The following is a 23,476-nucleotide window of genomic DNA, read 5'->3' as shown; positions in this document are numbered from 1 at the left end:
CGGCCGTGTCGCGACGCTGCCAGCTGACCGGTCGTGAACCCGGGTTCGGCAACTCGGTCTCCCACTCCCACCGGCGCACCCCGCGCCGGTGGGATCCGAACATCCAGAGCAAGCGCTACTGGTTCGCCGCCGAGAACCGGTTCGTCCGGCTGAAGCTCTCGACCGACGCCATCAGGACGGTCGACCGCATCGGCGTCGAGGCGGCGGTGGCGAGGATCAGGGCGCGGGGGGAGAAGGTCTGATGGCGACCAAGGCCAAGATCGCTCGCAACGAGCGCCGCAAGGAGATCGTCGCCCGGCACGCGGCGCGCCGTGCCGAGCTCAAGGCGATCATCGTCAGGCCGGGCACCCCGGACGCCGAGCGTGCCGCGGCCCAGCGGGAGCTCGACCGGCAGCCGCGCGACGCGAGCGCCACGCGGGTGCGCAACCGTGACTCCGTTGACGGGCGGCCGCGGGGCTTCCTGCGCAAGTTCGGGGTGTCCCGGGTGCGGATGCGCGAGCTCGCGCACGACGGCAGCCTGCCGGGGGTTCGCAAGTCCAGCTGGTGACGGGAACCCCTTTCCGGGGTCGCGGAGGCGGTGTGTAGCATTGTCCGCGGCCGTTCGGAGTGACCAACCGCGCGGTGTGCCGCCCCTTTAGCTCAGTCGGCAGAGCGTCTCCATGGTAAGGAGAAGGTCTACGGTTCGATTCCGTAAAGGGGCTCGGCGAGCTGGTGTGACCAGCTTCGCGAAGCGGTGTAGCTCAGTCGGTAGAGCAAGCGGCTCATAATCGCTGTGTCGCCGGTTCAAGTCCGGCCACCGCTACAGACCGACAAGAGGAACGCAGGAGGCACCCGCGATGGCCAAGGCCACCGACGTACGGCCGAAGATCACGCTGGCGTGCGAGCAGTGCAAGCACCGCAACTACATCACCAAGAAGAACCGGCGGAACGACCCCGACCGGCTCAGCATCAAGAAGTTCTGCCCGAACTGCGGCGTCCACCGCGAGCACCGCGAGACGCGCTGAGCGTGCCGGACGAGTCTTTCGTCGGGCGGGCGCTGGCCCCAGGGGCTCCGTACCGCGTCGGCCGGGAGAAGATCAGGGAGTTCGCCCTCGCCATAGGCGAGGGCGCTTCTGTGTGTCACGACCTCCAGGCCGCGCAGGCAGCCGGATATCCCGACCTGGTCGCCCCGCCGACGTTCCCCGTCACCTTCACGATGCCCGCGATCGAGGCGTTCCTTCGTGACCCCGCCTTCGGCTGGGACTACTCGCGCATGGTGCACGGCGACCAGTCGATCACGCTGCATCGTCCGATCCACGGCGGCGACGACCTCGTCACCACCATCCATGTCGAGGACCTCACCACGCGCGGCGGTAGCCACATGCTGAAGTTGCGATGCGAGGTCGCCGATCTCGAAGGCGCCCCGGTGGCCACCACCAACGCGCTGCTCGTCACGCAGGCGGCCGGATCGTGAGCGACCTGAGCGATGTCTCCGTCGGCGACGAGCTACCGCCGCTGTCGGTGCGGGTCACCCGCGCCGACCTCGTGCGCTACGCCGGGGCGTCCGGCGACTTCAACCCGATCCACTGGAGCGACCGCGTAGCCGGCAGCGTCGGGCTGCCCGGCGTGATCGCCCACGGGATGCTGACCATGGCGCTGGCCAGCAGGGTGGTCACCGAGTGGGTGGGCGATCCGGGCGCGGTCTTCAGCTACGGCGTGCGCTTCACCCGGCCCGTGGTCGTGCCCGACGACGACGAGGGCGCTCTCGTCGAGCTGTCCGGCTCGGTCTCCGAGGTCACGACCGGCGACGACGGCTGCCGTGTCGCCCGCGTCGCCGTCACGGCCCGGTTCGAGGGCCGCACCGTGCTGAGCCGGGCCGTCGCAGAGGTCCGTCTTCCACAGAAGTGATCCGCCCCACAGTCGTGAGGTAACTCCCGAATCCTGGGGAACGGGCTCGCCGCGGCGTACCCGTGGAATCGATGAATCCGATGAACGACGGCGGCGGGACCGAGCGCGTCCACCTCCTCCCCGCAGACGCCGGCCGAGCCACCCACTCGTTCGACCTCGGTGCGCATGAGCAGCGCAGGCTCGCCGCGGTGCTCGCGGCCTCGCCGGACCTGGACGTCCTGGCTGTGCTGGAGTCGGAGGCGCAGGCCCACCGCATGCTCTACAGCGGTCTGGATGCCGAGCAGCAGGCGACGTACCGGCTGCTGGTCGAGGCCGGGGTGCTCGACGCCGGACTCGACGACAGCGGAGCGCTCGATGCGTGACGCCCAGGCGGACATCGGCCGCCGCGTCTGGACGGCGTGCCCGCGCTGCGCCGACCAGGACGGATGCCCGAGCTGCGCCGCCGGCGGCACTTGCGAGGTGCACTGGCGCTTCCTGCTTGCCGTGGAGGGCAGGCGGCTGTTCGTGCAATGCCCCGGCTGCTGGCACCGGTGGTGGCACGACACCGGTTTCGGTGCCGGCGACCGCCCGCGCGATCTCGATGCCCTGCCCGACTTCCCGGCGCCGGGCCGCGCGATCGTCTGAGCGCTCGCGCGGCCCGCGCGTCGGACTACTTCGCCTCGGCGAGCAGCGCGCCCATCCGCTCCACGCCGGTGCGCAGGTCGTCGTCGCCGAGCGCGTAGGAGAGCCGGAAGAAGCCCGGGGTGCCGAAGGCCTCACCCGGCACCACCGCCACCTCGGCGTGCTCCAGCACGGCGGCCGCGAGATCGACGCTCGTCTGCGGACGGGCGCCCCGCAGCTCCTTGCCGAGGATCTCCTGCACCGACGCGTAGGCGTAGAAGGCGCCGCGCGGCGTCGGGCACTCCACGCCCGGGATCGCCCGCAGCAGCTCCACGATCGTGCGGCGGCGCCGGTCGAAGGCCGACCGCATCTCCGCCACGGCGTCGAGCGGACCCGAGACGGCCTCCAGCGCGGCCCGCTGCGCCACGTTGCAGACATTGGACGACAGGTGCGACTGCAGGTTCGTGGCGGCCTTCACGACGTCGGCGGGCCCGGCGAGCCAGCCGACCCGCCAGCCGGTCATCGCGTAGGTCTTGGCGACGCCGTTGAGTACCAGGCAGGTGTCGGCCAGCTCGGGCACGACCACCGGCATGGAGGGGGCCTCGGCGCCGTCGTAGACGAGGTGCTCGTAGATCTCGTCGGTGACCACCCAGATGCCGTTCTCGACGGCCCAGCGGCCGACGGCCTCGGTGAGCTCACGGGACGCGACGGCGCCCGTCGGGTTCGAGGGGGAGCACCACAGCAGCACCTTCGTGCGCGCCGTGCGCGCGGCCTCGAGCTGGTCGACGGAGGGCAGGAAGTCGGCCTCCGGGCCGCAGACCACGGTGACCGGCACGCCGCCGGCAAGGGTGATCGCCTCGGGGTAGGTGGTCCAGTAGGGCGCGGGGAGGAGCACCTCGTCGCCCGGGTCGAGGAGTGTGGCGAAGGCCTCGTACACAGCCTGCTTGCCGCCGTTCGTGACGAGCACCTGAGCGGGGGCGATCTCGTAGCCCGAGTCGCGCAGCGTCTTGGCGGCGATCGCCTCACGCAGCTCCGGAAGGCCGGAGGCAGGGGTGTAGCGGTGGTTGCGCGGGTCGGCACAGGCGGCCTGCGCCGCGGCCACGACAGCCGGCGGAGTGGGGAAGTCGGGCTCGCCCGCACCGAAGCCGATGACAGGGCGTCCGGCCGCCTTGAGGGCCTTGGCCTTCGCATCGACCGCCAGCGTGGCGGACTCGGCGATGCCTCCGATCCGCGCGGAGATCCGGGCAGGGGCGGTGGTCGTAGTGGCCATGGTTCGATACTTCCGCACGACCAGAACGGTTGCCAGGGTGGCCCGGGGTGTGCGGTTTCAGCCGCACCGAAGGGGTGCCGTACACTCGTTCTGCTGGGTGCGTCGTCACGCGATGCACCCCTCCGCATACGGGCCGACGGCCCATGTGTGGAGCTGGTTAAGGGGTGTAGCTCAATTGGCAGAGCAGCGGTCTCCAAAACCGCAGGTTGCAGGTTCAAGTCCTGTCGCCCCTGCCACTGTAGGAATGCTGGATCGGGTACGGGACGGGACAGCGACGGGAACTGACGGCGGTTCGGTTTAGGTCGGGCCGCACGCGAGCTGGAGGATGCGGGCGTGGCTGAGGAGCGCGAGGCGAGCGGCAGCGGGCAGGAGCGCCCGAGCACCGCCGCCGACCGTCGTGGTCGGCGTTCCGGCCCTGCGCCCACGGGCGACAAGGGCCGCGCCACCGCAGTCCGCGACGGCCGCCCCGCCAAGGTCTCGTTGCCCAAGCGGCTGGTCCGGTTCCTTCGCGAGGTGGTAGCCGAGCTGCGGAAGGTCATCTGGCCCACCCGCAAGCAGCTGGTCACCTACACGATCGTCGTACTCGTCTTCGTGTCGTTCATGGTCGCACTGGTGTGGCTGCTGGACTTGTTGTTCGCACAGGGCGTCATGCTCCTGTTCGGCACGTGACACGACCGGCACAGGCACAACAGGGACAAGGAAGCGAGACGCCGTGACCGAGCTGGCGAGGTCACCAATCACCGCGGCAGCGCCGGTCCGCTCGGCGTCGAGCGCTAGCGAGGAGCAGAAGTGACCTCCCATGACGGTGGCCGCTGGCCGACCGACGTCGAGTCGGAGGCCGACCAGGTCGATACCGCAACCGACGCCGCCGACGACGACGTGACCGACGCCGAGACGCCCACCGCGGCCGATGACGCCACCACCTCGCTCGACGCCGACGACGATTCCGACGATGACTCCGACTCGGCCGTCGACGCCGATGCGGCTGATGGTGCCGATGCCGACGATGTCGCCGAGGGCGACGCGGCCACCAACGGCGAGGCCGCCGAGGCCGACCCCGTCGAGGAGATGCGCGCCGCGCTGCGGCGCGCGCCCGGTGACTGGTACGTCGTGCACTCCTACGCCGGCTACGAGAACAAGGTGAAGACCAACCTCGAGACGCGGGTGCAGACCCTCGACGTCGAGGACTACATCTTCCAGGTCGAGGTGCCCACCGAAGAGGTCACCGAGATCAAGAACGGGCAGCGCAAGCAGGTGCAGCGCAAGGTCCTGCCCGGCTACATCCTCGTGCGCATGGAGCTCAACGACCAGTCGTGGGGCGCCGTGCGCAACACCCCGGGCGTCACCGGGTTCGTCGGGGCCACATCGCGGCCGTCCCCGCTCACGCACGACGAGGTCATCAAGTTCCTGCTGCCGAAGGTCGAGCCGAAGCAGGCCGCCTCCGCGGGCGGCAAGAGCGACGTCGCCGCCGGCGCCGGCAAATCGGCCGTGGAGGTCGACTTCGAGGTCGGCGAGTCCGTCACGGTCATGGACGGCCCGTTCGCCACGCTGCCCGCCACGATCAACGAGGTCAACGTCGACGCCCAGAAGCTCAAGGTCCTCGTGTCCATCTTCGGTCGCGAGACCCCCGTCGAGCTGGCCTTCAGCCAGGTCTCGAAGATCTGACCACGCCGCGGTCGGCAGGTCCGCGGCGCGCACAACGACAACAGGGAATACGAGATGCCCCCCAAGAAGCGGAAGCTCTCCGCGATCATCAAGCTCCAGATCAAGGCGGGCGCGGCCACGCCCGCGCCGCCTGTCGGCCCGGCACTGGGTCAGCACGGCGTCAACATCATGGAGTTCTGCAAGGCGTACAACGCGGCCACGGAGTCGCAGCGGGGTGACATCGTCCCCGTTGAGATCTCGGTGTTCGAGGACCGCTCGTTCACCTTCGAGCTGAAGACCCCGCCCGCCGCTCGGCTGCTGCTCAAGGCCGCCGGTGTGGAGAAGGGCAGCGGCGAGCCGCACAAGACCAAGGTCGCCTCGGTCACCATGGACCAGGTGCGGCAGATCGCTCAGACGAAGATGCAGGACCTCAACGCCAAGGACATCGACCAGGCGGCGAAGATCATCGCCGGCACCGCGCGGTCGATGGGCATCACGGTCCAGAGCTGAAGCGTTACACAAGCGTAAGCGTGGGAGAGCCGAGCGCGGCTCGTACCACGACCTGACCCGCGGCCGGTCCCGGTCGCAGAACGAGGACAGAGCAATGGCACAGCGCAGCAAGATCTACCGCCAGGCCGCTGAGAAGATCGACGCCGAGCGGCTCTACAGCCCGCTCGAGGCCGCCGGCCTGGCGAAGGAGACGGCCAGCACGAAGATGGACGCCACGGTCGAGGTCGCGATGCGACTCGGCGTCGACCCGCGCAAGGCCGACCAGATGGTCCGCGGCACCGTGAACCTGCCTCACGGCACCGGCAAGACGGCGCGCGTCATCGTGTTCGCCACCGGTGACAAGGCCGCTGAGGCCGAGGCCGCCGGCGCCGACGCGGTGGGCGCCGAGGACCTGATCGAGCGGATCCAGGGCGGCTGGCTCGAGTTCGACTCGGCGATCGCCACGCCCGACCAGATGGCCAAGGTCGGCCGCATCGCCCGCATCCTGGGCCCGCGTGGCCTGATGCCGAACCCGAAGACCGGCACCGTCACCCCGGACGTCACGAAGGCCATCCAGGACATCAAGGGTGGCAAGATCAACTTCCGGGTCGACAAGCAGGCCAACCTGCACCTCGTGATCGGCAAGGCCTCGTTCGACACCGAGAAGCTGGTGGAGAACTACGGCGCCGCCCTCGACGAGATCCTTCGGGCCAAGCCCTCGGCGGCCAAGGGTCGCTACGTCAAGAAGGTCACGATCTCCACCACCACCGGCCCGGGCATCCCGGTCGACCCCAACCGCACGCGCAACCTGCTGGTGGACGAGACCCCCACCGCCTGAGCGCACCTGCCCGACGCATCCCGTCGCCCCTTGGGCGGCGGGGTGTCGTCGTATAGACGGTCGACGCCACCGTGGCCTACTTCGTGCTCGCCAGTTGGGCCAGGCGAGCTGGCGGTCCCGAACGATGATCGTCCGGTGGTTCGTTCATGATCAGCAGTTGGAGCCCGGGATCTGTGTAATCCGCGGCTGGGTGTCCCCAAGTGATGATCATTGGGGGCGGGCGGTGGTGGCTCGGCCACGGGCAAGCGCTCGGGTCGGGTAGCCGCGCCAACTGCGATTGGGCGCCGCGAGCACGGTCGCTCGGCGGCGTGGTCGGCGGCGGGTCCATGATCAGCGTTTTCGGGGCGGGGGACGGTGCTATCTGCGGCCGGCGGTCCCCAAACAATGATCACCGGGGGCGTGTGCTGGCGGGTCCTTCATGATCAGCGGCTGGGGCCCGAGAACCGTGCTATCCACAGCTGCGCGTCCCCAAGCGATGATCATTGAGAGCGCCGCGGGCGCTGGGGCCTGGACAACGAGCAGCAGCTCGACATCAGGAAGCCGCGTCACCGGCAGATGGACGCCGGGGGTCTGGGCGTGCGTCGGCGGCAGGTCCATGATCAGCGTTCTGGGCCGCGGGACGGTGCTATTTGCAGCCGGCGGTCCCCAAGCGGTGATCATCGGGTGGTGGTCGTCGGCTGGCTGGTCATGATCAGCGATTGGGACCCGAAAGCCGTGATATCCGCAGCTGCGCGTCCCCAAGCGATGATCACTGGTGGCGGGCCGTGGTGGCCAGACCATGAGCGGCAGCTCGGTCGGGCAGCCGAGCCAGCTGTGTCGGGCAGCCCCGAGCGATGGTCACTTGCGGCGTGCGTTGGTGGCGTCCATGATCATCGTTTCGGGCCGCGCGGCCGTGCTATCCACGGCTGGCGGTCCCCAAATGACGATCATCAGGTGGTGGCTGTCGGCGGGGTGCGCAAGATCAGCGGTTCGAGCCTGGCAACCGTGTTATCCGCCGCCGGGCGTCCCCAAGTGATGATCACTGGGCGGCCCGCGCAGCGACGGCCACGGGCGGCAACGGGCGGGCACGGGTGCCGGCCCATGATCAGCTGCCCGGGCCCGGCAACCGTGTCCTCCTCGGTCGAGTGTTCCCAGGCGTCGATCAGTGGGCGGCGGGCAGCGGTGGCCTCGGCGTGATCGGCATCTCGGACCCGCTGGCGCCCGACTGACGGTTGCTCGGGCCTGCGTCGGCGGCGGGTCCATGATCAGCGTTTCGGGCCCGACAGTCGTGCCATCCGCAGCTAGGTGTCCCCAGCTGATGATCACCGGGGCCGCGCAGCGGTGGCCGGCCCAGCGGCGGCAACGGACTGCGTCGGCGGCGGGTTCATGATCATCATCGTTTCGGGCCGCGCGGCCGTGCTATCCGCGGCTGGCGATCCCCAAGTAACGATCATCAGGTGGTGGCCATCGACGGGCCGGTCATGATCAGCGTTTTGGTCCTGACAACCGTGCTATCTGCGGCCGGTTGTCCCGAATTGATGATCATCCGACCGTCGCTGGTTGATCGTGATCGGCAGGTCGGGCCGGTATCCGTGCCATCCGCAGCCGGCCGGTGGCCGCTCCCGTCGGCACCTCCGCCCTACGACCAATCGGCCAGAACCTGGTCGACGTCCTCCGGCTCCCGAGCCAGGCCCGGCAGCTGTGTGGTGGTGCGGGAGAACCGGGGGGCTGGTGCGGCCTGGGGCACACCTTCGTTCTCGACGACCGTGTGACGGGCAGCGACGTGCGGGTGTGTGGCCACTTCGCCGAAGGCCAGAACCGGGGTGACGCAGGCGTCCGTGTCGGCGAACACCGCGGCCCACTCGTCGCGGGTGCGCGTCGCGAAGGTCTCCGTGAACCGGGCCCGAAGCTCCGGCCAGCTGTCACGGTCGTACTGCTGGGGAAGCCCTGCGTCGGCCAGCCCGAGCCCGGCCACGAGGGCCGCGTAGAACTGCGGTTCGAGGGCGCCCACCGCGACATGCCCACCGTCGGCGCAGGTGTAGGTGTCGTAGAAGGGAGCGTGGCCGTCCAGCAGGTTGGCGCCGCGCTCGTCGGTCCATGCTTTTTGCGCGAGGAAGCCCCAGACCATCTGGACGAGTAGCGACGCGCCGTCGACCATCGCGGCGTCGACCACCTGTCCCTGCCCCGATCGCTCGGCCTCCCACAGCGCCGCGAGGACGCCGACGACCAGCAGCATCGATCCGCCACCGAAGTCGCCCACGAGGTTCAGCGGCGGCACGGGCCGCTCGCCGGGCCGGCCGATGGCGTGCAGCGCCCCGGTCAGCGAGATGTAGTTGATGTCGTGGCCTGCTCGTGCTGAGAACGGACCGTCCTGGCCCCAGCCGGTCATCCGCCCGTACACCAGCCGCGGGTTGCGGGCGTGGCACTGCTCCGGGCCGACACCCAGCCGCTCGGTGACGCCCGGCCGGTAGCCCTCGAGCAGCACGTCCGCGTGCTCGACGAGGCGCAGCACCGTCTCCCGTCCCGCCTGGTCCTTCAGGTCGGCCACCACGCGGCGACGACCGCGCTGCGTGGGGTCCGGCACATCGGGGGAACCGAGCTGCAGGCCGCCGGAGGGCCGGTCGATGCGCACGACGTCGGCGCCGAGGTCGGCGAGGATCATCGCGGCGTGCGGTCCCGGTCCGATCCCGGCCAGCTCCACGACCTTGAGCCCGGCCAGCGGCCCGGTACGTGCCTCGGCCCCGTGCGCCATCCGGCCCTCCATTCATTTTGCTGTGGCCACCGTCGGGCTCACCTTACGGTCGATGTTGACCGTTTCGTAGCTGTGATCACGCCACCGCGACGGGGTCGACGTCCGTTGTAGGCCCGACGTGATCGAGCCCGCGCCAGGCGGCGACCAGCAGTTCCAGCGCGGTGTCCATCCGGTCTCGCCGCAGCGTGTAGGGCATCCGCAGATGACGTTCGAATGCGCCGTCCAGGCCGAACCGGGGCCCGGCGGCGAGCAGCACGTCGTGGCGTCTGGCGGCCACCGTGAGCCTGCTGGAGACGGCCTCGTCGAGATCGACCCACAGGCTCAACCCGCCACGCGGTCGCGACGGCTGCCACCGGGGGAAGGCCTCGGTGAGGCGCCCGAGCAGGTGGTCGCGCGCGGCGGTAAGCTCGGCCCGCCGGGCCGCGCTGATCACGTCGACGTCGGCCATCAGGCGCGCGGCGACCAACTGCTCGAGCACCGGGCTGCCCAGGTCGACGGATGCCCGCACAGCGGCGAGCCTGCGCACCATCGCGGCCGAGCTCCGGATCCAGCCGACCCGGAGGCCGCCCCAGAAGACCTTGCTCGCTGACCCGATCGTGAGCACGAGGGGTGAGTCGGCGGCACCGTAGGCCGCGACGGGGCACACCGACGGTCCGTCCAGGCCCAGTTCGGCCAGCGTCTCGTCGACGATGAGCGGGGTGCTGGTGCGGCGGGCGAGGTCGACGAGCCGCTCGCGGCCGGCGTTGTCGAGCAGGGCGCCGGTGGGGTTCTGGAAGTCGGGGATGAGGTAGGCCAGGCGGGGCGCGACATCGCGGATCACGCCCGTGAGCAGGTCGAGGTCCCAGCTGCCGGTGCCGTCCGCGTGCGGGCCCATGGGTACCGGCACGGCACGGGCACCGCGCGCGGCGACGGCGTCGAGCGCGTTGGGGTACGTCGGGTGTTCCACCAGCACGCGGTCGCCCGGACCGGCCAGCGCCGTGAGAGCGAGCAGGATCGCGTTCTGGGCACCGCTCGTGACCAGAACTTGGTCGGGGCTCGTCGGCACGCCGCGTGCGGTGAAGCGGTCGGCCACGGCGGCGCGCAGCGCGTGCAGCCCGAGCAGCTCGTAGCCGTGGCTACCCAGGTGTGCGTCGAGATCGTGGACGGCCGCGGCTGCGGCGGCGCGCAGGTGCGGCGACGGCGCGGGCAGAGCGGCGTGTGCGAGGTCGAACAATGACCGGTCGCCATGGGGGGAGAACGGCGACGCGCGCACGGCGCCGGGGGCGTCGGCCGGGAGCTGCGTCCAGCTGCCTGCGCCCCGCCTGCTGCGTAGCACGCCGGCGTCGCGCAGCACGTCGTAGCAGGTGGCAACGGTGGTGCGGCTCACCGCGAGGGCCGTGGCCAGCTCGCGCTCGGCCGGGACGCGCGTCTGCAGCGGGAGCCGGCCGTCGAGGACGAGGAGCCGGATCCGGTCGGCGAGGGCGCCGGCGAGGCGCCTGCCGTCGGGCGGGCGCCAGTCGCCGAGCAGCCGCGCGAAGCTGCGTGCTCCGATCCGGCGTTCGACGTCGTCCCGGTCCACGCAAGCCACCTCCGCAGAATTGGCCATTTATAGGCAGGCCAATCCTAGACAGGCTTCAGCCATGGACTTGCCGGTCTGGATACTTCCCGTCGTCCTCGTCGCGATCGCGGTCGCCGCCCCGCGCTACGGCGTGGACAGCAGGTTGCCCGCTCCGGGCGAGCTCGCTGCTCCCCGGTCACGCCACCGGGTGCGCGACGACATCGCTGCTCTGCTCCGCACTGCTCTCCAGATCGTCCGCTCCTACAGGCCAAGCGCGTAGACCTGCGTCCGTCGAGGGTCGATCACGCGTCGAGCAGATCGGCCCGACCGGCTTCCTGGAGATGGGCGCGGTAGGGGCCGAACATGCCCTTCGCCAGCGGGAGCACCTTGAGCAGCTTCGCGACCGGTCCCTTGGCTCGCACCTCGCCCTTCGCCAGCGCCACGGGGAGGATCACCTTGCCGAGCCAGAACCGGTTGCCCGTGTCGGCCGTCATGAAGAGCTCGACGTTCGGCTCCGGCCCCGTGCCCGCTCCCTCGTGGATCTCGGAGTTCGGCATGTCCACCGTGATCACGGCCTGTGGATCGGAGTACGTGATCCGAAGGACCACCCCTGACGGACGCAGCTTCTCCACCAACTCCTGGTCCTCCATTCCCCGGCGGAAGATCCCGCCGAGGAACTCGTAGACCTCGGCCTCGTCGCGGAACGCCGTCACGTCGCAGCCCCTCTCGATCGTCGTTCGATCGGCGCAGTCTCGCGGACGGCGTGGCGGAGCACGACCCGGCTTCCGGGCCACGTCCGGCCCGGACGGGCCAGCGGGCTCAGGTGCAGACGGAGACGAGAGCCCGGTTGAATGCCTGGACGTGGAGCGCGTCGAAGTGGTTCGCGCGGCTGACGCTGCGCTCCGTGGACTGCAGGTCGGATTTGCAGCCGGAGGCGCTGCGGGCGGTCTTCGTCGCCGCCAGGTCGCGGATGAGGTCGTCGGTGATCGTGTCGAGCTGGGTGCGGAGCTTGGTCAGGTCCGCTTTGATCTTGGGGATCTCGTTCGGGAGCGCGGTCCATCGGGAGTAGAGCCCGTACTGAACGACCTTGTTGGCCTGGATCTGGTCGCTGAATATCTTCCGGGTGGCGTTCGGATCCAGCCCCTGCTTGGTCGCCATCGCCGCGGCGGAATCGAGTTCGGTCTTTTCCCGCGCCGGGTCGTCCACCGGGGACGGCGTGCCGTACTTCGCCGTGGAGACCGAGTCGGCCGTCTTCAACCGCTGCGCGAGCAGGTTGACCAGCGGCTCCAGCGAGTCGCTACGTCCGGTGGCGTGCTGGGCGGACGGGACGGCCGGCCCCGGCGTGGCGGCGTTGGCCGTGCCAGCGGCCGCGAGGGCCAGTGAAAAGGGAGCGACAGCAGCTATCACGATGAAATTCCGTACATGCTTTCTCACCTGTCAATCATCGGCGAGTGCGCGATGTGCGGCAAGTCCGCGGAACGCGGCGCGAAACGCGGCGGACAGCTCTTCGAAAATTGTGCTGTTCGTGCCGGATGCGTCAAATCTGTGTCGTGTTCAGCGGCGGATTCGGTCGTTGTCGTCCAGCAGGCCGTAGCGGCCGGCGAGGGCCGCCGCTTCGATCCGGTTCGCCGCGCCGAGCTTGTGCAGCAGGGCGGCGATCATCCGCTTGGCCGTGCGCTCGCTCACGAGCATCGGCTTGGCAATCTCCGCGGTCTCCAGGCCGCGGGCCAGCAACTCCCACAACTGCAGGTCCCGGCGGTCCAGACGGTCGAGGAGCCCGTCGCCTGCCCGGTCGCCCGCCGCGAGCAGAGCGTCGAGCAGGTCGGCAGGCAGCACACGCACTCCCGCGGCGATCGTCAGCAGCGGTGCGACGAGCACTTCGGGATCGGCCGACTTGCCGAGGAAACCGGCGGCCCCTGCCCGCAGCGCGGCGGCCGCGAGCCCCATGTCCTCGGTGCCCGAGAGCGCGAGCACCCTGGTCGCGGGGTAGGCCGCCGTCAGACGGCGAATGGTCGTCACGCCGCCGAGTGGGGGCAGCGCGAGGTCGACGATCGCGATGTCGGCCGCCTCCCGGCCCACCAGGGCCACCGCCTCCTCACCGGCAGTGGTCGATCCGGCCACGACGAACGCATCGCCGGCGCGCGACTCCAGCAGCAGTGTCAACCCCTGCGAGAACAGGGCGTGGTCGTCGACGATGACCACGACGTACCGGCCGTCGCGCACGGCGCCGGATCCTAGTGCCGAGGGAACGAGGTCGTCTTACCCGTCTCCGGCGCCCAGGCGGCGCCTCGCGGCGTTGTCGTCGGCGCCGATACAACAGCGGTATCGGCGCCTCCTCCGCCTTGCGATTGCCCGGGTGCGGGTGTCCCGCAGGGACACTGCGTCTGGACACCGGATCCGGGCAAGGAACCCCGTTTCCGCGACACTAGTGCGCGCAAACCACACAATGCGCCGATGCTCCGATCTGCCCGGTCCAGCGCCTCGTACGGCTGCCTCGATGTGGGAGATGCTGGCGCCGTGCACATGGACGGCGCCGTCCGCGCCCTGTCGTCGGTCGAAGAGCGCATCACCGTCCTCATCCGCCTGCTGGTCGTCTGTTCGGTCGGGCTGGCGGTCGTCCTCGGCCCGGAGCTCGCCCGCGGGCATGCGGTGACGCTCGGGGTGCTCGTGCTGGCGGCGCTGGGCTACGCGACAGGACTCGCGGTGGCCGAATGGCGCGGACGGCCGCTGTTGCCGGCGTGGCTGACGACGTCGGTGGACGCGGTGTTGACGCTGGTCGCCTGCGCGCTGACCGGCGGGGCCACCAGCATCATGGTGGCGATTCTGCCGCTGGTCGTCATCGCCGCGTCGTTGCGTGGCGGGGCGGTGATCGGCAGGTTCGCGGCGCTGGGGGTCGGCGTCGCGTTCACGGTGTGCTCGGTTCTCGGGTCGGACGCGGGCGTTCCCCTCGTCGACCGGCTCCTCTCCGGCGCGTGGTGGACGGGCTATCTGGTCGCCGCCGCGGTGCTGGTGGGCGTGTTGTTGCGCATGCTGGAGCGCCAGTTCGCCGCGGCCGCAGTGTCCCGCGCGAGGGCGCTCGCCGAGCACGAGGCCTTCCTGGAGGAGCGTGATCTGCGGGCCCGGTTGCTCGCCGCCCAGGAGGCGCGGATGGACGGCGTGCGCGTCGTCCTGCACGAGTTCCGTACGCCCGTCGCCTCGCTCACCGCGCTGACGGCCGACCTCGCCGCCGACCGGCTCACCGGGGAAGCCCGGCAGACGGCGACCCGGCTGCTGGCCGAGCACGCCGTGCACCTGCGCGACATGCTCGACGGGCTCGCCGACGTCGCCGTGCGGGAGGGCTCGCCGCTCGGGAGGGTGCGGGAGCGGCCGGTCCGGCTGGGCGAGCTCGCCGAGGCCGTGCTGGACGCGGCGGCGGTGGAACCGGCGCGCCGGTCGGCACAGGTGTCGCCGCCGGACGCGGTGGTCCGGTGCGACCCGCAGCGGCTGCGCCGGGTGCTCACCAACCTGGTGGAGAACGCCGCCCGGCACAGCGGTGAGGCGGTCGTCGAGCTGGAGCTGAGGCATGCGGACGGCCGGCTGGTGGCCGAGGTGCGCGACCGTGGTCCGGGCCTCCCGCCCGGCCAGGAGGGCATGGTGACGGCGAAGGGCGTCGCACTCGGGGACCGGCGGGGCACAGCGGGCATCGGGCTGTGGATCGTCGAGGCACTGGTGGCGGCGATGGACGGCGAGCTGCACCTGCTGCCCCGGGACGGCGGTGGCCTGGTGGCCCACCTGGAGCTCCCTCTCCCCGTGACTTAACAGCTGGCACCCATGGGCCACTACAGGAACCCACGGCCCCCTGCGTGCTGTCGTGATCCACGACATCCTGATCCCCATGAAGACCACGGCGGCGGTGATCCGGGAGCTCGGCGGAAAGTGGGAGGTCGAGGAGGTCGAGCTCGATCCACCGGGCCCCGGCGAGGTGCTGGTGGAACTGGTCGCGAGCGGGCTGTGCCACTCCGACGAGCACCTGGTCACGGGCGATCTGCCCATCGCCTTCCCGATGATCGGGGGGCACGAGGGAGCTGGGCGCGTCCTCCAGGTCGGGCCGGGGGTCACGGAGGTGGAGACCGGCGATCCGATCGTGATGACGTTCCTGCCGTCGTGCGGCCGATGCAGCTACTGCGTGCGCGGCTACACCTCCCTGTGCAACGACGGCGCAGGCTCGATGCTCGGCCCGCAGCTCGACGGCACCTACCGCTTTCACGGCGAAGGCGGCGAGGACATCGGGCAGATGTGCCTGCTGGGCACGTTCGCGCGGCACACCGTGGTGCCGGTCAAGTCGGTCGTGAAGATCGACGAGGGCATCCCGCTGGAGCTGGCCGCGCTCGTCGGCTGCGGGGTCACCACGGGTGTCGGCTCGGCGATCCGGACGGCCGACCTGCGGGTCGGTGACACGGCCGTCGTCATCGGCGTCGGCGGGATCGGCGCCAACGCGGTGCAGGGCGCGAAGCTGGCGGGCTGCCGGTACGTGATGGCCGTCGACCCGGTGGAGTTCAAGCGCGAGAAGGCACTGGAGCTGGGGGCCACCCACGTGGCCGCCGACATGGACGAGGCGTGGGCGACGGTCTCCGAGCTCACCCGTGGCCAGCTCGCCGACGCCGCCATCCTGACCACCGACGTGGCCGAGGGCAGCTACCTGCAGCCCGCGCTGCAGCTCGTCGGCAAGCGGGGCCGGGTGGTCGTCACGGCGCTCGGTCATCCCGACGAGGACACGGCGAAGCTCTCGCTGCTGGAGCTCACGCTCTACGAGAAGCAGATCCGGGGCGCCCTGTACGGCAGCTCCAGCGCACAGCACGACGTGCCGCGGCTGCTCGAGCTGCACCGGCTCGGCCAGCTGAAGCTCGAGGAGCTCGTGACCAGGACCTATCCGCTGGAAGAGATCAACACGGGCTACCAGGACATGCGCGAGGGCCGCAACATCCGCGGCGTCATCCGGTACTGACAGACCACCGCAGCAAAGGAGCGAAACGGTGACCGAGAAGCGATCGATCGAGCACGGCAGGCGCACCGGGTTCGCGACCCTGCAGCGCGGGGGGCTGAACTTCGACTCCCTGCCGATGCGGCTGTTCAGCAAGGGCAATGCCCGGCACTGGAACCCCGCGGACATCGACTTCACGCAGGACGCGCGTGACGTCGCAGAGATGACCGAGCACGAGCGTTGGTGGACCTGCTCGCTCGCCACGCAGTTCATGGCGGGCGAGGAGTCGGTCACCCAGGACCTACAGCCGTTCGTGGCGGCGATGGCGGCCGAGGGCCGTATCGCCGACGAGATGTACCTGACGCAGTTCGTGTTCGAGGAGGCCCGGCACACCGAGGCGTTCCGCCGGTGGTTCGACGCCGTCGGGCTCACCGAGGATCTGCACTCCTACATCGAGACGAACCCCCACTACATGGAGATCTTCACCCGGCAGCTGCCGGACAGCCTGTACGCGCTCGCGGCCGACCCGTCGCCGCGCAACCAGATCCGCGCCTCGGTCACCTACAACCACATCGTCGAGGGCACGCTCGCGCTCACCGGCTACTTCACGTGGGCGAAGGTGTGCTCGAGCCGCGGGATCCTGCCCGGCATGCAGCAGGTCATCAAGCTCATCGGCGACGACGAGCGCCGCCACATGGCGTGGGGGACGTTCACCTGCCGCCGGCACGTCGCCGCCGACGATAGCCTCTGGGACGCGGTGGACGAACGGATGCAGGAGCTGCTGGTGCCCGCGATGGGCGTGGTGACGCACACCTTCGAGGAGTTCGAGGGCGAGGAGCCGCCGTTCTCGGTGGACCTCGACGAGCTGGCCGAGTACGCGATGGACAAGGTCGGGCGCAGGCTCGGCGCCATCGAGTCGGCGCGGGGTGCGGACGTTCGCTCGATCGACGTCGACGCCTCTCCCGAGCAGCTCGAGGAGCGGTTCCACGCCGAGGATCTGGCGGTACTCCCCGTTCCCGCGGCGTGACACACCGCGAGTGACCTACTGCGGTTGGGGGTCGCCGAGCGTCCATACGGGGTAACCTTGCGGCGTTCTATGACCGGTGAGTAACCGAGATCACCAGGCCTCGTTGACCCTTTCGTGGGCAGCCGGCCGGTCCGCGCACATCGGCCGGCCAGCTCCCGACGAGAAGGTTCAGGAGGCACCGGTGGCTGGCGTCGAAGTCAAGGTGGAAGGGCTCTCGAAGTCCTTCGGCCGCGCCAACATCTGGTCCGACGTGTCGCTGACGCTGCCGCCCGGCGAGGTGTCGGTGCTGCTCGGCCCGTCCGGCACAGGCAAGTCGGTGTTCCTCAAGACCCTCATCGGGCTGCTGAAGCCGGAGCACGGATCGATCGTCATCCACGGCACCGATCTCGTGCGCTGCTCCGAATCGCGCCTCTACGAGCTGCGCAAGCTGTTCGGCGTGCTGTTCCAGGACGGCGCGCTGTTCGGCTCGATGAACCTCTACGACAACATCGCGTTCCCGCTCCGTGAGCACACGAAGAAGCCGGAGTCGGAGATCCGGAACATCGTCGCGGAGAAGATGGCGATGGTCGGCCTCACCGGCGATGAGCGGAAGCTGCCCGGTGAGATCTCCGGGGGGATGCGCAAGCGGGCGGGCCTGGCGCGAGCGCTGGTGCTCGACCCGGAGATCATCCTGTTCGACGAGCCGGACTCCGGCCTCGACCCCGTGCGCACGGCCTACCTGAACCAGCTGATCATCGACCTGAACGCGCAGACGGACGCGACGTTCCTGATCGTCACGCACGACATCAACACCGCGCAGACGGTGCCGGACAACATCGGGATGCTCTACCGCAAGCACCTGGCGATGTTCGGGCCTCGCGAGGTGCTGCTGACGTCCGAGGAACCGGTCGTCGCCCAGTTCCTGAACGGGCGCAGGCAGGGCCCGATCGGCATGTCGGAGGAGAAGGACACCGCGCAGGCCGCCCGGGAGATGCAGGAGGCGGGGGAGCTCGCGGGGCTGCCGCCCATGAAGTCGCAGCTGCAGCCGAGCCCGGGTGTGGGGGAGCGCAAGGCCGTCGGCCGTCGCCGCGCGCGTGTGCAGCAGATGCTGCACACGCTGCCTGCCGCGGCCCAGCAGGCGATCCAAGAGAACTACGCCCACGACCCGCTGCCGGACCCCAGGCCCGTCGAACCGCCCCTGCAGGCACCACCGCCGAGAACGGGCTGGCGATGGCGCTCGCGCGGCCCGGTGCCTGGCTACCCGCCCAGGGCGCCGGGGTACGGCCCGGAGGCCGACGGCTTCGACACCTTCGACCCCGGTTATGTCAGTGGCCCCGACCGTGACCCGCGGCCGGGGCCTGACGGACCACCACCCCCTCCGCCCGGTCCCGGCCGGCACCGGCCCTGAGGCGGCGAACATGACGGCACCTGCCCCGATCACCCGCGCCCTCACCCCCGTCGGACGTCTGTTCGGACTCGGGATCGACGTCGTCCGCAACACCTTCCGACCACCGTTCCAGCTGCGCGAGTACATCGAGCAGACCTGGTTCGTCACCAAGGTCTCCGCGCTCCCGACGGCCCTGTTCACCATCCCGTTCGGCGCCACGATCGCGCTGCTCCTGGCCGATCTCACCCGCCAGTTCGGCGCGCAGAGCCAGACCGGCGCGGGCAGTGTGCTCGCGATCGTCCAGCAGGCCGCTCCGATCGTCACGGCGCTGCTGATCTCCGGCGCCGGCGGCAGCGCGGTGTGCGCCGACCTCGGAGCGCGGACGATCCGCGAGGAGATTGCGGCCATGGAGGTGCTGGGCATCTCGCCCATCCAGCGCCTCGTCGTTCCTCGGGTGCTGGCGATGGCGACCACGGCCGTGGTGCTCAACGGGCTCGCCACGGTGGTCGGCGTCGGCGGCGGCTATTTCTTCAATGTCGTGGTGCAGGGCGGCACCCCGGGTGCCTACATCGCGAGCTTCTCGTCGATCGCGCAGGTCTCCGACATCGTGGTGAGCGAGATCAAGGCCGCCCTTTTCGGCTTCACCGCCGGCATCGTCGCCTCCTACCGCGGCCTCAACCCACCACCGGGGCCAAAGGGCGTCGGCGACGCGGTGAACCAGTCCGTCGTCATCTCGTTCGTGCTGGTGTTCCTGATCAACCTGGTGCTGACGTCGCTGTACCTCGAGCTCGTGCCGCCGAAGGGGTCGTGACGTGGCGCTGCTGAACGGCCGGGCGCGCCGGGTGGTGGACGCGCCGCTGCACGTGCTGGAGGAACTGGGCGAGCAACTCTCGCTCTACGCCCGCGCGATCGTGTGGATCCCGCGCACGCTGCGCCGCTACCGCTCGGAGATCGCCCGGCTGCTGGCCGAGGTGAGCTTCGGCTCCGGCGCGCTGATCGTCATCCTCGGCACCGCTGGCGTGATGCTGTCGCTGTCGCTGTTCGTCGGCAGCCTCGTGGGTCTGCAGGGCTTCCGCGCGCTGGACTCGCTCGGTGTCGAGGCGCTCACCGGCTTCATCACCGCGTACTTCAACACCCGCGACATCGCGCCGCTCGTGGCGTCGGCGGCGCTCACCGCCACGCTCGGTGCCGGCTTCACCGCACAGCTGGGCGCGATGCGGATCTCCGAGGAGGTCGATGCGCTGGAGGTGATGGCGGTGCCCAGCGTGCCGTTCCTCATCACCACCCGCGTGATCGCCGGCGTGATCGCGATCATCCCGATGTACACGATCGGGCTCCTGGCGAGCTTCGCCGCGTCACGGCTGAACGTCACGCTGATCAACGGCTTGCCCGGCGGCACGTACGACCACTACTTCGATCTGTTCCTGCCGGTCAGCGACGTGCTGTACTCGTATCTCAAAGTGATCATCTTCGCGGTCGTGATCATCCTGATCCACTGCCACTACGGCTACAGCGCCAAGGGCGGCCCCGCAGGCGTCGGCATCGCGGTGGGGCGGTCGGTGCGCCTGTCGATCGTCAGCACGGCGATCCTCGACTTCTTCCTCACGCTGGTCATCTACGGCACCTCGACGTCCGTGAGCGTGGCCGGATGACGGCGGCGCAGCTCATCGGCGGAGGCCTGTCGTGAAGCGCAGGCTGCAAGGGCTCGCCTTCGTCGTGGTGCTGCTCGCGATGGCAGGGCTTGCCGTCGGCGCCTATGCCGGGTTCTTCTCCGGCGCCGTGCCGGTGACGCTGAAGGTCGACCGGGTCGGCACCCAGCTCGCCCCCCGCGCCGATGTGAAGGTCCGCGGTCTGAACGTCGGCACCGTCACATCGGTGACCACCGACGGGACCGGCGCCACCGTGCAACTCGCCCTCGACCGCGACAAGATCGCGCTGATCCCGCGGAGCGTCTCGGCGCGGCTGATCCCCAAGACCCTGTTCGGGGAGAAGTACGTGTCGCTGGTGCCGCCCAGCGGGCCGCCGGGGCCGTCGCTCGCGGCGGGCGACGTGATCCCGGAGGACCGCAGCGCGGCCGCCCGCGAGGTGGAACGGGTACTCGACGGGCTGCTCCCGCTCCTCCAAGCCGTCGAGCCGCAGGATCTCGCGACCACGCTCGGTGCCCTGTCGCAGGCGCTTTCCGGCCGCGGTGAGGATCTCGGCAAGACGCTGGTTCAGCTGCAGCAACTGACGGGCGGGCTGCGCCCTGCGGTGCCCGACCTGCAGGAGGACATCACGCAGCTGGCCGACTTCGCCGCGAACGCGAACGATGCCGCCCCCGACCTGCTCGACGCACTGGAGGACTTCAGCGTCACCAGCCGGACGGTCGTGGAGCAGCGCCAGCAGCTGAACGACCTGCTCACCGGGGTCACCGAGGCGTCGGACGACCTGAAGGCGTTCCTCGTGGAGAACCGCGGGAACATCATCGGGCTGGCTTCGTCGAGCCGTCCCACCCTGGAGAGCCTGGCGCGCTATGCGCCGGAGTTCCCGTGCCTGTTCGGCCAGCTCGCAGGCCTCGTGCCCCGCATCGACAAGGCGTTCGGCGTGGGCACCGACCGGCCGGGGCTGCGCATCACGCTGGAGATCGTCGCGAACAAGGGCAAGTACGTGCCCGACCGGGACGAGCCGCGCTACCACGACGACCGCGGCCCGCGCTGCTACCCGATCCGGGACCTCGGCCCCGAACAGCTGCCGGACGGCCCGTTCAAGGACGGGTCGAAACCGTCGCCACCGCCCGTCGGCACGCCGATGGGCGACCCCGAGGACTTCGGGGCCGAGGACTTCGGCACGGCTCCGGCCTCGTACTCCGGCCCGGCCGGCTACACCGGCATGGGCCTGCCCAACTCGCCGGGCGAGCAGCAGATCGTCGCCGAGCTCACCGCGGCCCGCGACGGCACGTCGCCGTCCGCGGTGCCGAACTGGAGCTCGATGCTGGTCGGTCCGCTCTACCGGGGCGCCGAGGTGGCGTTGACGTGAACAGGATCCCGTACGGGCCGCTGATCAAGTTCACCGCGCTGACGGTCGTGGTCGCGCTGGCCACCACCGTGCTCGCGTTGACCATCGCGAACGCCTCGCCGGGGGAGCACACGGCCTACACCGCGCGCTTCACGGATGCATCGGGGCTGCTGCCCGGCGACGACGTCCGGATCGCGGGGGTCGTCGTCGGCACCGTCGACGACATCCGGATCGTCGACCGGCGGGTCGCCGAGGTGGCCTTCAGTGTCTCGCGGGACCAGCGGCTCCCGGCATCGGTGACGGGCGCGATCCTCTACAAGAACCTCATCGGCCAGCGGTTCCTGTCGCTCGCACTCGGCGCCGGCCCCACCGGCGACACCCTTCCGCCAGGCGGCACGATCCCGGTGGAGCGCACCCGCCCGCCGCTGAACCTCACCACGCTGTTCAACGGGTTCAAGCCGCTGTTCGCCGCGCTCGACCCGCAGCAGGTCAACCAGCTCTCGTTCGAGATCATCCAGGTCCTGCAGGGGCAGGGCGGCACTGTCCAGAGCCTGCTCGCGAGCACATCGTCGCTGACCAACACGCTCGCCGACCGCGACGAGGTGATCGGGCAGGTCATCGACAACCTCAACGCGGTGCTCGACACCGTCAACGCGCGGGACCAGCAGCTGTCAGAACTCATCAGCTCGCTGCAGGCGCTGGTGTCGGGTCTCGCCGAGGACCGCAAGCCGATCGGGGACGCGATCGTCTCCATCGGCAAGCTCACGAAGGTCACGTCCGGTTTCGTCGAGGAGGGGCGGCCCGCGCTGCGCCAGGACATCGCCTCGCTGGGTGACCTCGCAGGCAACCTGAACGACCAGGCGCCCAAGCTGGAGCAGACCCTGCTGAACCTGCCGGGGAAGCTGGAGACGGTCTCCCGGGCGGGCAGCTACGGCAGCTGGTTCCAGTTCTATCTGTGCGGCCTCACCGGCTCCGTCGGGCTGGAGCCCTACCTCCCGCCGGCCGAGATCCCGGCATTCACCAGCGCCTCCCCCCGGTGCGGACCCGACCCCGACGGTGTGGAGGGCGAGAAGCCGAATCCGCTGGGCGGCATCCCACCCGTCGCTCCTGACGGGCCACGGCTGCCTGCGCTGCCACCTGCTCTGTCGTTGCCGGGGGACCACTGATGCCCGGACAGCGCAACCCCGTCCGCACCGCCGTGATCGGCCTGCTGGCGATCGTGCTCATCGTCGTGCTGGCCTTCAACGGTCCGGCGATCTTCGGCGGCGGCACCACGTACCGCGCCGAGTTCGGCGAGGCCGCCGGCCTCACCTCCGGTGACCTCGTCACCATCGCAGGCGTCGAGGCCGGGCGCGTCGGCTCCGTCGAGCTGGCCGGCGACCGGGTTCTCGTCACCTTCACGATTTCCGACGCCTGGGTCGGCGACCGGACCTCCGCCTCGATCGAGATCAAGACCCTGCTCGGCTCGAAGTACCTGGCGCTCGACCCGCAGGGCGACAACGCCCTCGAACCCGGCGGCGTGATCCCACTGGCCCGCACCGCGTCCCCGTTCGACGTGGTGGAGGCGTTCGACGGGCTCTCCGGCACGATCGACCAGCTCGACACGAAGCAGCTCGCGCAGAGCCTGACCACACTGGCCGACACGTTCCGCGACACCGCTCCCGAGGTCCGCGGCGCCCTCGACGGGCTCTCCCGCCTCTCCACCACCATCGCGAGCCGGGACGAGGAGATCCACAAGCTGCTCGAAGGCACCCACAAGCTCTCCGGCGTGCTTGCCGATCGGAACGACGAGTTCGAGAAGCTCCTCTCCGACGGCAACCTCCTGCTCTCCGAGCTCCAGAAGCGCAAGGAGGCGATCAGCGCACTGCTCGACGGCACGCGTGAGCTGTCGAAGCAGCTGCGGGGCCTGGTCGCCGACAACCGCGACCAGCTGCGGCCCACGCTGGAGAAGCTCGACAAGGTCGCTGCGCTGCTGCAGCGCAACCGGGACGCCCTCGACAACGGGCTGCGGCTCGAGGCGGTGTTCGTGCGGCTGTTCACCAACGCCGTCGGCAACGGCCGCTGGTTCGACAGCTACCTCTGCGGACTGCTGCCCCCGACCGCCGGCCCGATCAACCCGGGGGGGTGCTGAGG

Annotated in this window: 27 protein-coding genes and 3 tRNA genes; 24 read left to right on the top strand and 6 right to left on the bottom strand. The window is 70.3% G+C overall.

The genetic code is table 11. The features are described 5' to 3' along the window. The first annotated feature begins 5 nt into the window (after window positions 1-5). The 9 genes from rpmB (at window position 6) to ACQPZQ_RS41035 (ending at window position 2,511) form a co-directional block, all read left to right on the top strand. Window positions 6-242 (top strand): 50S ribosomal protein L28, encoded by a 237-nt coding sequence (gene rpmB, locus ACQPZQ_RS41075; RefSeq protein WP_433289880.1) that lies wholly within the window; start codon window positions 6-8, stop codon window positions 240-242. Beyond that, the gene (gene rpsN, locus ACQPZQ_RS41070) at window positions 242-547 is read left to right on the top strand and encodes a 30S ribosomal protein S14 (RefSeq protein WP_433289879.1); all 306 of its coding nucleotides are present in this window, start codon (window positions 242-244) and stop codon (window positions 545-547) included. The genes rpmB and rpsN overlap by 1 nt, the downstream gene beginning before the upstream one ends. A gap of 81 nt (window positions 548-628) precedes the next feature. Beyond that, a tRNA-Thr gene (locus ACQPZQ_RS41065) sits at window positions 629-701 on the top strand. 28 nt (window positions 702-729) lie between these two features. Beyond that, a tRNA-Met gene (locus ACQPZQ_RS41060) sits at window positions 730-802 on the top strand. Window positions 803-836: 34 nt separating this feature from the next. After that, the gene (gene rpmG, locus ACQPZQ_RS41055) at window positions 837-1,004 is read left to right on the top strand and encodes a 50S ribosomal protein L33 (protein WP_241037302.1); all 168 of its coding nucleotides are present in this window, start codon (window positions 837-839) and stop codon (window positions 1,002-1,004) included. Window positions 1,005-1,006: 2 nt separating this feature from the next. Then, the gene (locus ACQPZQ_RS41050; protein ID WP_433289878.1) at window positions 1,007-1,453 is read left to right on the top strand and encodes an FAS1-like dehydratase domain-containing protein; all 447 of its coding nucleotides are present in this window, start codon (window positions 1,007-1,009) and stop codon (window positions 1,451-1,453) included. Next, entirely contained in the window at window positions 1,450-1,887 is a 438-nt protein-coding gene (locus tag ACQPZQ_RS41045; protein WP_433289876.1) for a MaoC/PaaZ C-terminal domain-containing protein, read from the top strand. The genes ACQPZQ_RS41050 and ACQPZQ_RS41045 overlap by 4 nt, the downstream gene beginning before the upstream one ends. A 71-nt stretch (window positions 1,888-1,958) precedes the next feature. Continuing rightward, window positions 1,959-2,249: a DUF6400 family protein gene (locus ACQPZQ_RS41040; protein ID WP_433289875.1), complete on the top strand. Its 291-nt coding sequence runs from the start codon at window positions 1,959-1,961 to the stop codon at window positions 2,247-2,249. Beyond that, window positions 2,242-2,511 carry a hypothetical protein gene (locus ACQPZQ_RS41035; protein WP_433289874.1) on the top strand — a complete coding sequence of 90 codons (270 nt, stop codon included), beginning with the start codon at window positions 2,242-2,244 and terminating at the stop codon, window positions 2,509-2,511. The genes ACQPZQ_RS41040 and ACQPZQ_RS41035 overlap by 8 nt, the downstream gene beginning before the upstream one ends. 25 nt (window positions 2,512-2,536) lie before the next feature. Here ACQPZQ_RS41035 and ACQPZQ_RS41030 read toward each other — a convergent pair whose 3' ends face one another. Then, entirely contained in the window at window positions 2,537-3,757 is a 1,221-nt protein-coding gene (locus ACQPZQ_RS41030) for a pyridoxal phosphate-dependent aminotransferase (protein ID WP_433289873.1), read from the bottom strand. Window positions 3,758-3,917: 160 nt separating this feature from the next. Between ACQPZQ_RS41030 and ACQPZQ_RS41025 the strand changes: the two genes are divergently transcribed. The 5 genes from ACQPZQ_RS41025 to rplA all read left to right on the top strand — a co-directional run bounded on the left by ACQPZQ_RS41025 (window position 3,918) and on the right by rplA (window position 6,728). Beyond that, a tRNA-Trp gene (locus tag ACQPZQ_RS41025) sits at window positions 3,918-3,993 on the top strand. Window positions 3,994-4,090: 97 nt separating this feature from the next. Then, window positions 4,091-4,426 (top strand): preprotein translocase subunit SecE, encoded by a 336-nt coding sequence (secE, locus tag ACQPZQ_RS41020; RefSeq protein WP_433289871.1) that lies wholly within the window; start codon window positions 4,091-4,093, stop codon window positions 4,424-4,426. Between the two features lie 120 nt (window positions 4,427-4,546). Beyond that, the gene (gene nusG, locus ACQPZQ_RS41015) at window positions 4,547-5,422 is read left to right on the top strand and encodes a transcription termination/antitermination protein NusG (RefSeq protein ID WP_433289869.1); all 876 of its coding nucleotides are present in this window, start codon (window positions 4,547-4,549) and stop codon (window positions 5,420-5,422) included. 54 nt (window positions 5,423-5,476) lie between these two features. Next, window positions 5,477-5,911 (top strand): 50S ribosomal protein L11, encoded by a 435-nt coding sequence (gene rplK, locus ACQPZQ_RS41010; RefSeq protein WP_241037311.1) that lies wholly within the window; start codon window positions 5,477-5,479, stop codon window positions 5,909-5,911. 94 nt (window positions 5,912-6,005) lie between these two features. Beyond that, a complete protein-coding gene (rplA, locus tag ACQPZQ_RS41005) occupies window positions 6,006-6,728 on the top strand; it encodes a 50S ribosomal protein L1 (protein ID WP_241037312.1) in 723 nt (240 codons plus the stop codon). Between the two features lie 1,618 nt (window positions 6,729-8,346). Here rplA and ACQPZQ_RS41000 read toward each other — a convergent pair. Together ACQPZQ_RS41000 and ACQPZQ_RS40995 are read right to left on the bottom strand one after the other, a co-directional pair. Then, complete coding sequence (locus ACQPZQ_RS41000) at window positions 8,347-9,459, bottom strand: CaiB/BaiF CoA transferase family protein (RefSeq protein ID WP_433289867.1); 1,113 nt, start codon at window positions 9,457-9,459, stop codon at window positions 8,347-8,349. Window positions 9,460-9,535: 76 nt separating this feature from the next. Next, on the bottom strand, window positions 9,536-11,017 hold the full coding sequence (locus ACQPZQ_RS40995) for a PLP-dependent aminotransferase family protein (RefSeq protein WP_433289865.1): 1,482 nt from the start codon (window positions 11,015-11,017) through the stop codon (window positions 9,536-9,538). 61 nt (window positions 11,018-11,078) lie between these two features. On the opposite strand from ACQPZQ_RS40995, the gene ACQPZQ_RS40990 reads away from it, so the two are divergent. Then, window positions 11,079-11,276 carry a hypothetical protein gene (locus ACQPZQ_RS40990; protein WP_433289864.1) on the top strand — a complete coding sequence of 66 codons (198 nt, stop codon included), beginning with the start codon at window positions 11,079-11,081 and terminating at the stop codon, window positions 11,274-11,276. Between the two features lie 22 nt (window positions 11,277-11,298). Here the strand turns inward: ACQPZQ_RS40990 and ACQPZQ_RS40985 are convergent, their stop codons facing one another. From ACQPZQ_RS40985 to ACQPZQ_RS40975, 3 genes are all read right to left on the bottom strand, one after another. Next, window positions 11,299-11,709: a sterol carrier protein gene (locus tag ACQPZQ_RS40985; protein WP_433289863.1), complete on the bottom strand. Its 411-nt coding sequence runs from the start codon at window positions 11,707-11,709 to the stop codon at window positions 11,299-11,301. A gap of 106 nt (window positions 11,710-11,815) precedes the next feature. Further along, entirely contained in the window at window positions 11,816-12,403 is a 588-nt protein-coding gene (gene aroQ / locus ACQPZQ_RS40980) for a gamma subclass chorismate mutase AroQ (RefSeq protein ID WP_433289862.1), read from the bottom strand. 147 nt (window positions 12,404-12,550) lie between these two features. Further along, window positions 12,551-13,219 carry a response regulator gene (locus ACQPZQ_RS40975; protein ID WP_433289860.1) on the bottom strand — a complete coding sequence of 223 codons (669 nt, stop codon included), beginning with the start codon at window positions 13,217-13,219 and terminating at the stop codon, window positions 12,551-12,553. 231 nt (window positions 13,220-13,450) lie between these two features. Here ACQPZQ_RS40975 and ACQPZQ_RS40970 point away from each other — a divergent pair, with 231 nt between their 5' ends. From ACQPZQ_RS40970 to ACQPZQ_RS40930, 9 genes are all read left to right on the top strand, one after another. Next, window positions 13,451-14,794: a sensor histidine kinase gene (locus ACQPZQ_RS40970; RefSeq protein ID WP_433289859.1), complete on the top strand. Its 1,344-nt coding sequence runs from the start codon at window positions 13,451-13,453 to the stop codon at window positions 14,792-14,794. A 76-nt stretch (window positions 14,795-14,870) separates the two neighbouring features. Then, a complete protein-coding gene (locus tag ACQPZQ_RS40965; RefSeq protein WP_344723094.1) occupies window positions 14,871-15,980 on the top strand; it encodes an NDMA-dependent alcohol dehydrogenase in 1,110 nt (369 codons plus the stop codon). Between the two features lie 28 nt (window positions 15,981-16,008). Continuing rightward, window positions 16,009-16,983 (top strand): R2-like ligand-binding oxidase, encoded by a 975-nt coding sequence (locus ACQPZQ_RS40960; protein WP_433289857.1) that lies wholly within the window; start codon window positions 16,009-16,011, stop codon window positions 16,981-16,983. A 181-nt stretch (window positions 16,984-17,164) separates the two neighbouring features. Beyond that, window positions 17,165-18,370, top strand: a complete 1,206-nt coding sequence (locus tag ACQPZQ_RS40955; RefSeq protein ID WP_433289856.1) for an ABC transporter ATP-binding protein — start codon at window positions 17,165-17,167, stop codon at window positions 18,368-18,370. A gap of 10 nt (window positions 18,371-18,380) precedes the next feature. After that, a complete protein-coding gene (locus ACQPZQ_RS40950; protein ID WP_241037333.1) occupies window positions 18,381-19,160 on the top strand; it encodes an MlaE family ABC transporter permease in 780 nt (259 codons plus the stop codon). 1 nt (window position 19,161) lies between these two features. After that, complete coding sequence (locus ACQPZQ_RS40945) at window positions 19,162-20,001, top strand: MlaE family ABC transporter permease (RefSeq protein ID WP_433289855.1); 840 nt, start codon at window positions 19,162-19,164, stop codon at window positions 19,999-20,001. Window positions 20,002-20,032: 31 nt separating this feature from the next. Continuing rightward, window positions 20,033-21,364, top strand: a complete 1,332-nt coding sequence (locus tag ACQPZQ_RS40940; RefSeq protein WP_433289854.1) for an MCE family protein — start codon at window positions 20,033-20,035, stop codon at window positions 21,362-21,364. After that, the gene (locus ACQPZQ_RS40935) at window positions 21,361-22,509 is read left to right on the top strand and encodes an MCE family protein (protein WP_433289852.1); all 1,149 of its coding nucleotides are present in this window, start codon (window positions 21,361-21,363) and stop codon (window positions 22,507-22,509) included. Before ACQPZQ_RS40940 ends, ACQPZQ_RS40935 begins: the two co-directional genes overlap by 4 nt. Then, window positions 22,509-23,474: an MCE family protein gene (locus tag ACQPZQ_RS40930; protein ID WP_433289851.1), complete on the top strand. Its 966-nt coding sequence runs from the start codon at window positions 22,509-22,511 to the stop codon at window positions 23,472-23,474. The genes ACQPZQ_RS40935 and ACQPZQ_RS40930 overlap by 1 nt, the downstream gene beginning before the upstream one ends. Window positions 23,475-23,476: the final 2 nt, after the last annotated feature.

The sequence above is a fragment of the Pseudonocardia sp. CA-142604 genome (genome assembly GCF_050948475.1).
Taxonomy (GTDB): domain Bacteria; phylum Actinomycetota; class Actinomycetes; order Mycobacteriales; family Pseudonocardiaceae; genus Pseudonocardia; species Pseudonocardia alaniniphila.
The sequence above is the reverse complement of the archived record's forward strand: the minus strand, read 5'-3'. Positions and strand labels throughout refer to the sequence as shown.

Coding starts and splice junctions, on each gene's coding strand:
- ACQPZQ_RS41040 (WP_433289875.1), top strand. CDS start 1,959: ATGAATCCGATGAACGACGGCGGCGGGACCGAGCGCGTCCACCTCCTC.
- ACQPZQ_RS40990 (WP_433289864.1), top strand. CDS start 11,079: ATGGACTTGCCGGTCTGGATACTTCCCGTCGTCCTCGTCGCGATCGCG.
- rpmG (WP_241037302.1), top strand. CDS start 837: ATGGCCAAGGCCACCGACGTACGGCCGAAGATCACGCTGGCGTGCGAG.
- ACQPZQ_RS41035 (WP_433289874.1), top strand. CDS start 2,242: ATGCGTGACGCCCAGGCGGACATCGGCCGCCGCGTCTGGACGGCGTGC.
- ACQPZQ_RS40950 (WP_241037333.1), top strand. CDS start 18,381: ATGACGGCACCTGCCCCGATCACCCGCGCCCTCACCCCCGTCGGACGT.
- ACQPZQ_RS41030 (WP_433289873.1), bottom strand. CDS start 3,757: ATGGCCACTACGACCACCGCCCCTGCCCGGATCTCCGCGCGGATCGGA.
- ACQPZQ_RS40970 (WP_433289859.1), top strand. CDS start 13,451: ATGCTCCGATCTGCCCGGTCCAGCGCCTCGTACGGCTGCCTCGATGTG.
- rplA (WP_241037312.1), top strand. CDS start 6,006: ATGGCACAGCGCAGCAAGATCTACCGCCAGGCCGCTGAGAAGATCGAC.
- ACQPZQ_RS40930 (WP_433289851.1), top strand. CDS start 22,509: ATGCCCGGACAGCGCAACCCCGTCCGCACCGCCGTGATCGGCCTGCTG.
- rpsN (WP_433289879.1), top strand. CDS start 242: ATGGCGACCAAGGCCAAGATCGCTCGCAACGAGCGCCGCAAGGAGATC.
- ACQPZQ_RS41000 (WP_433289867.1), bottom strand. CDS start 9,459: ATGGCGCACGGGGCCGAGGCACGTACCGGGCCGCTGGCCGGGCTCAAG.
- rplK (WP_241037311.1), top strand. CDS start 5,477: ATGCCCCCCAAGAAGCGGAAGCTCTCCGCGATCATCAAGCTCCAGATC.
- ACQPZQ_RS40965 (WP_344723094.1), top strand. CDS start 14,871: ATGAAGACCACGGCGGCGGTGATCCGGGAGCTCGGCGGAAAGTGGGAG.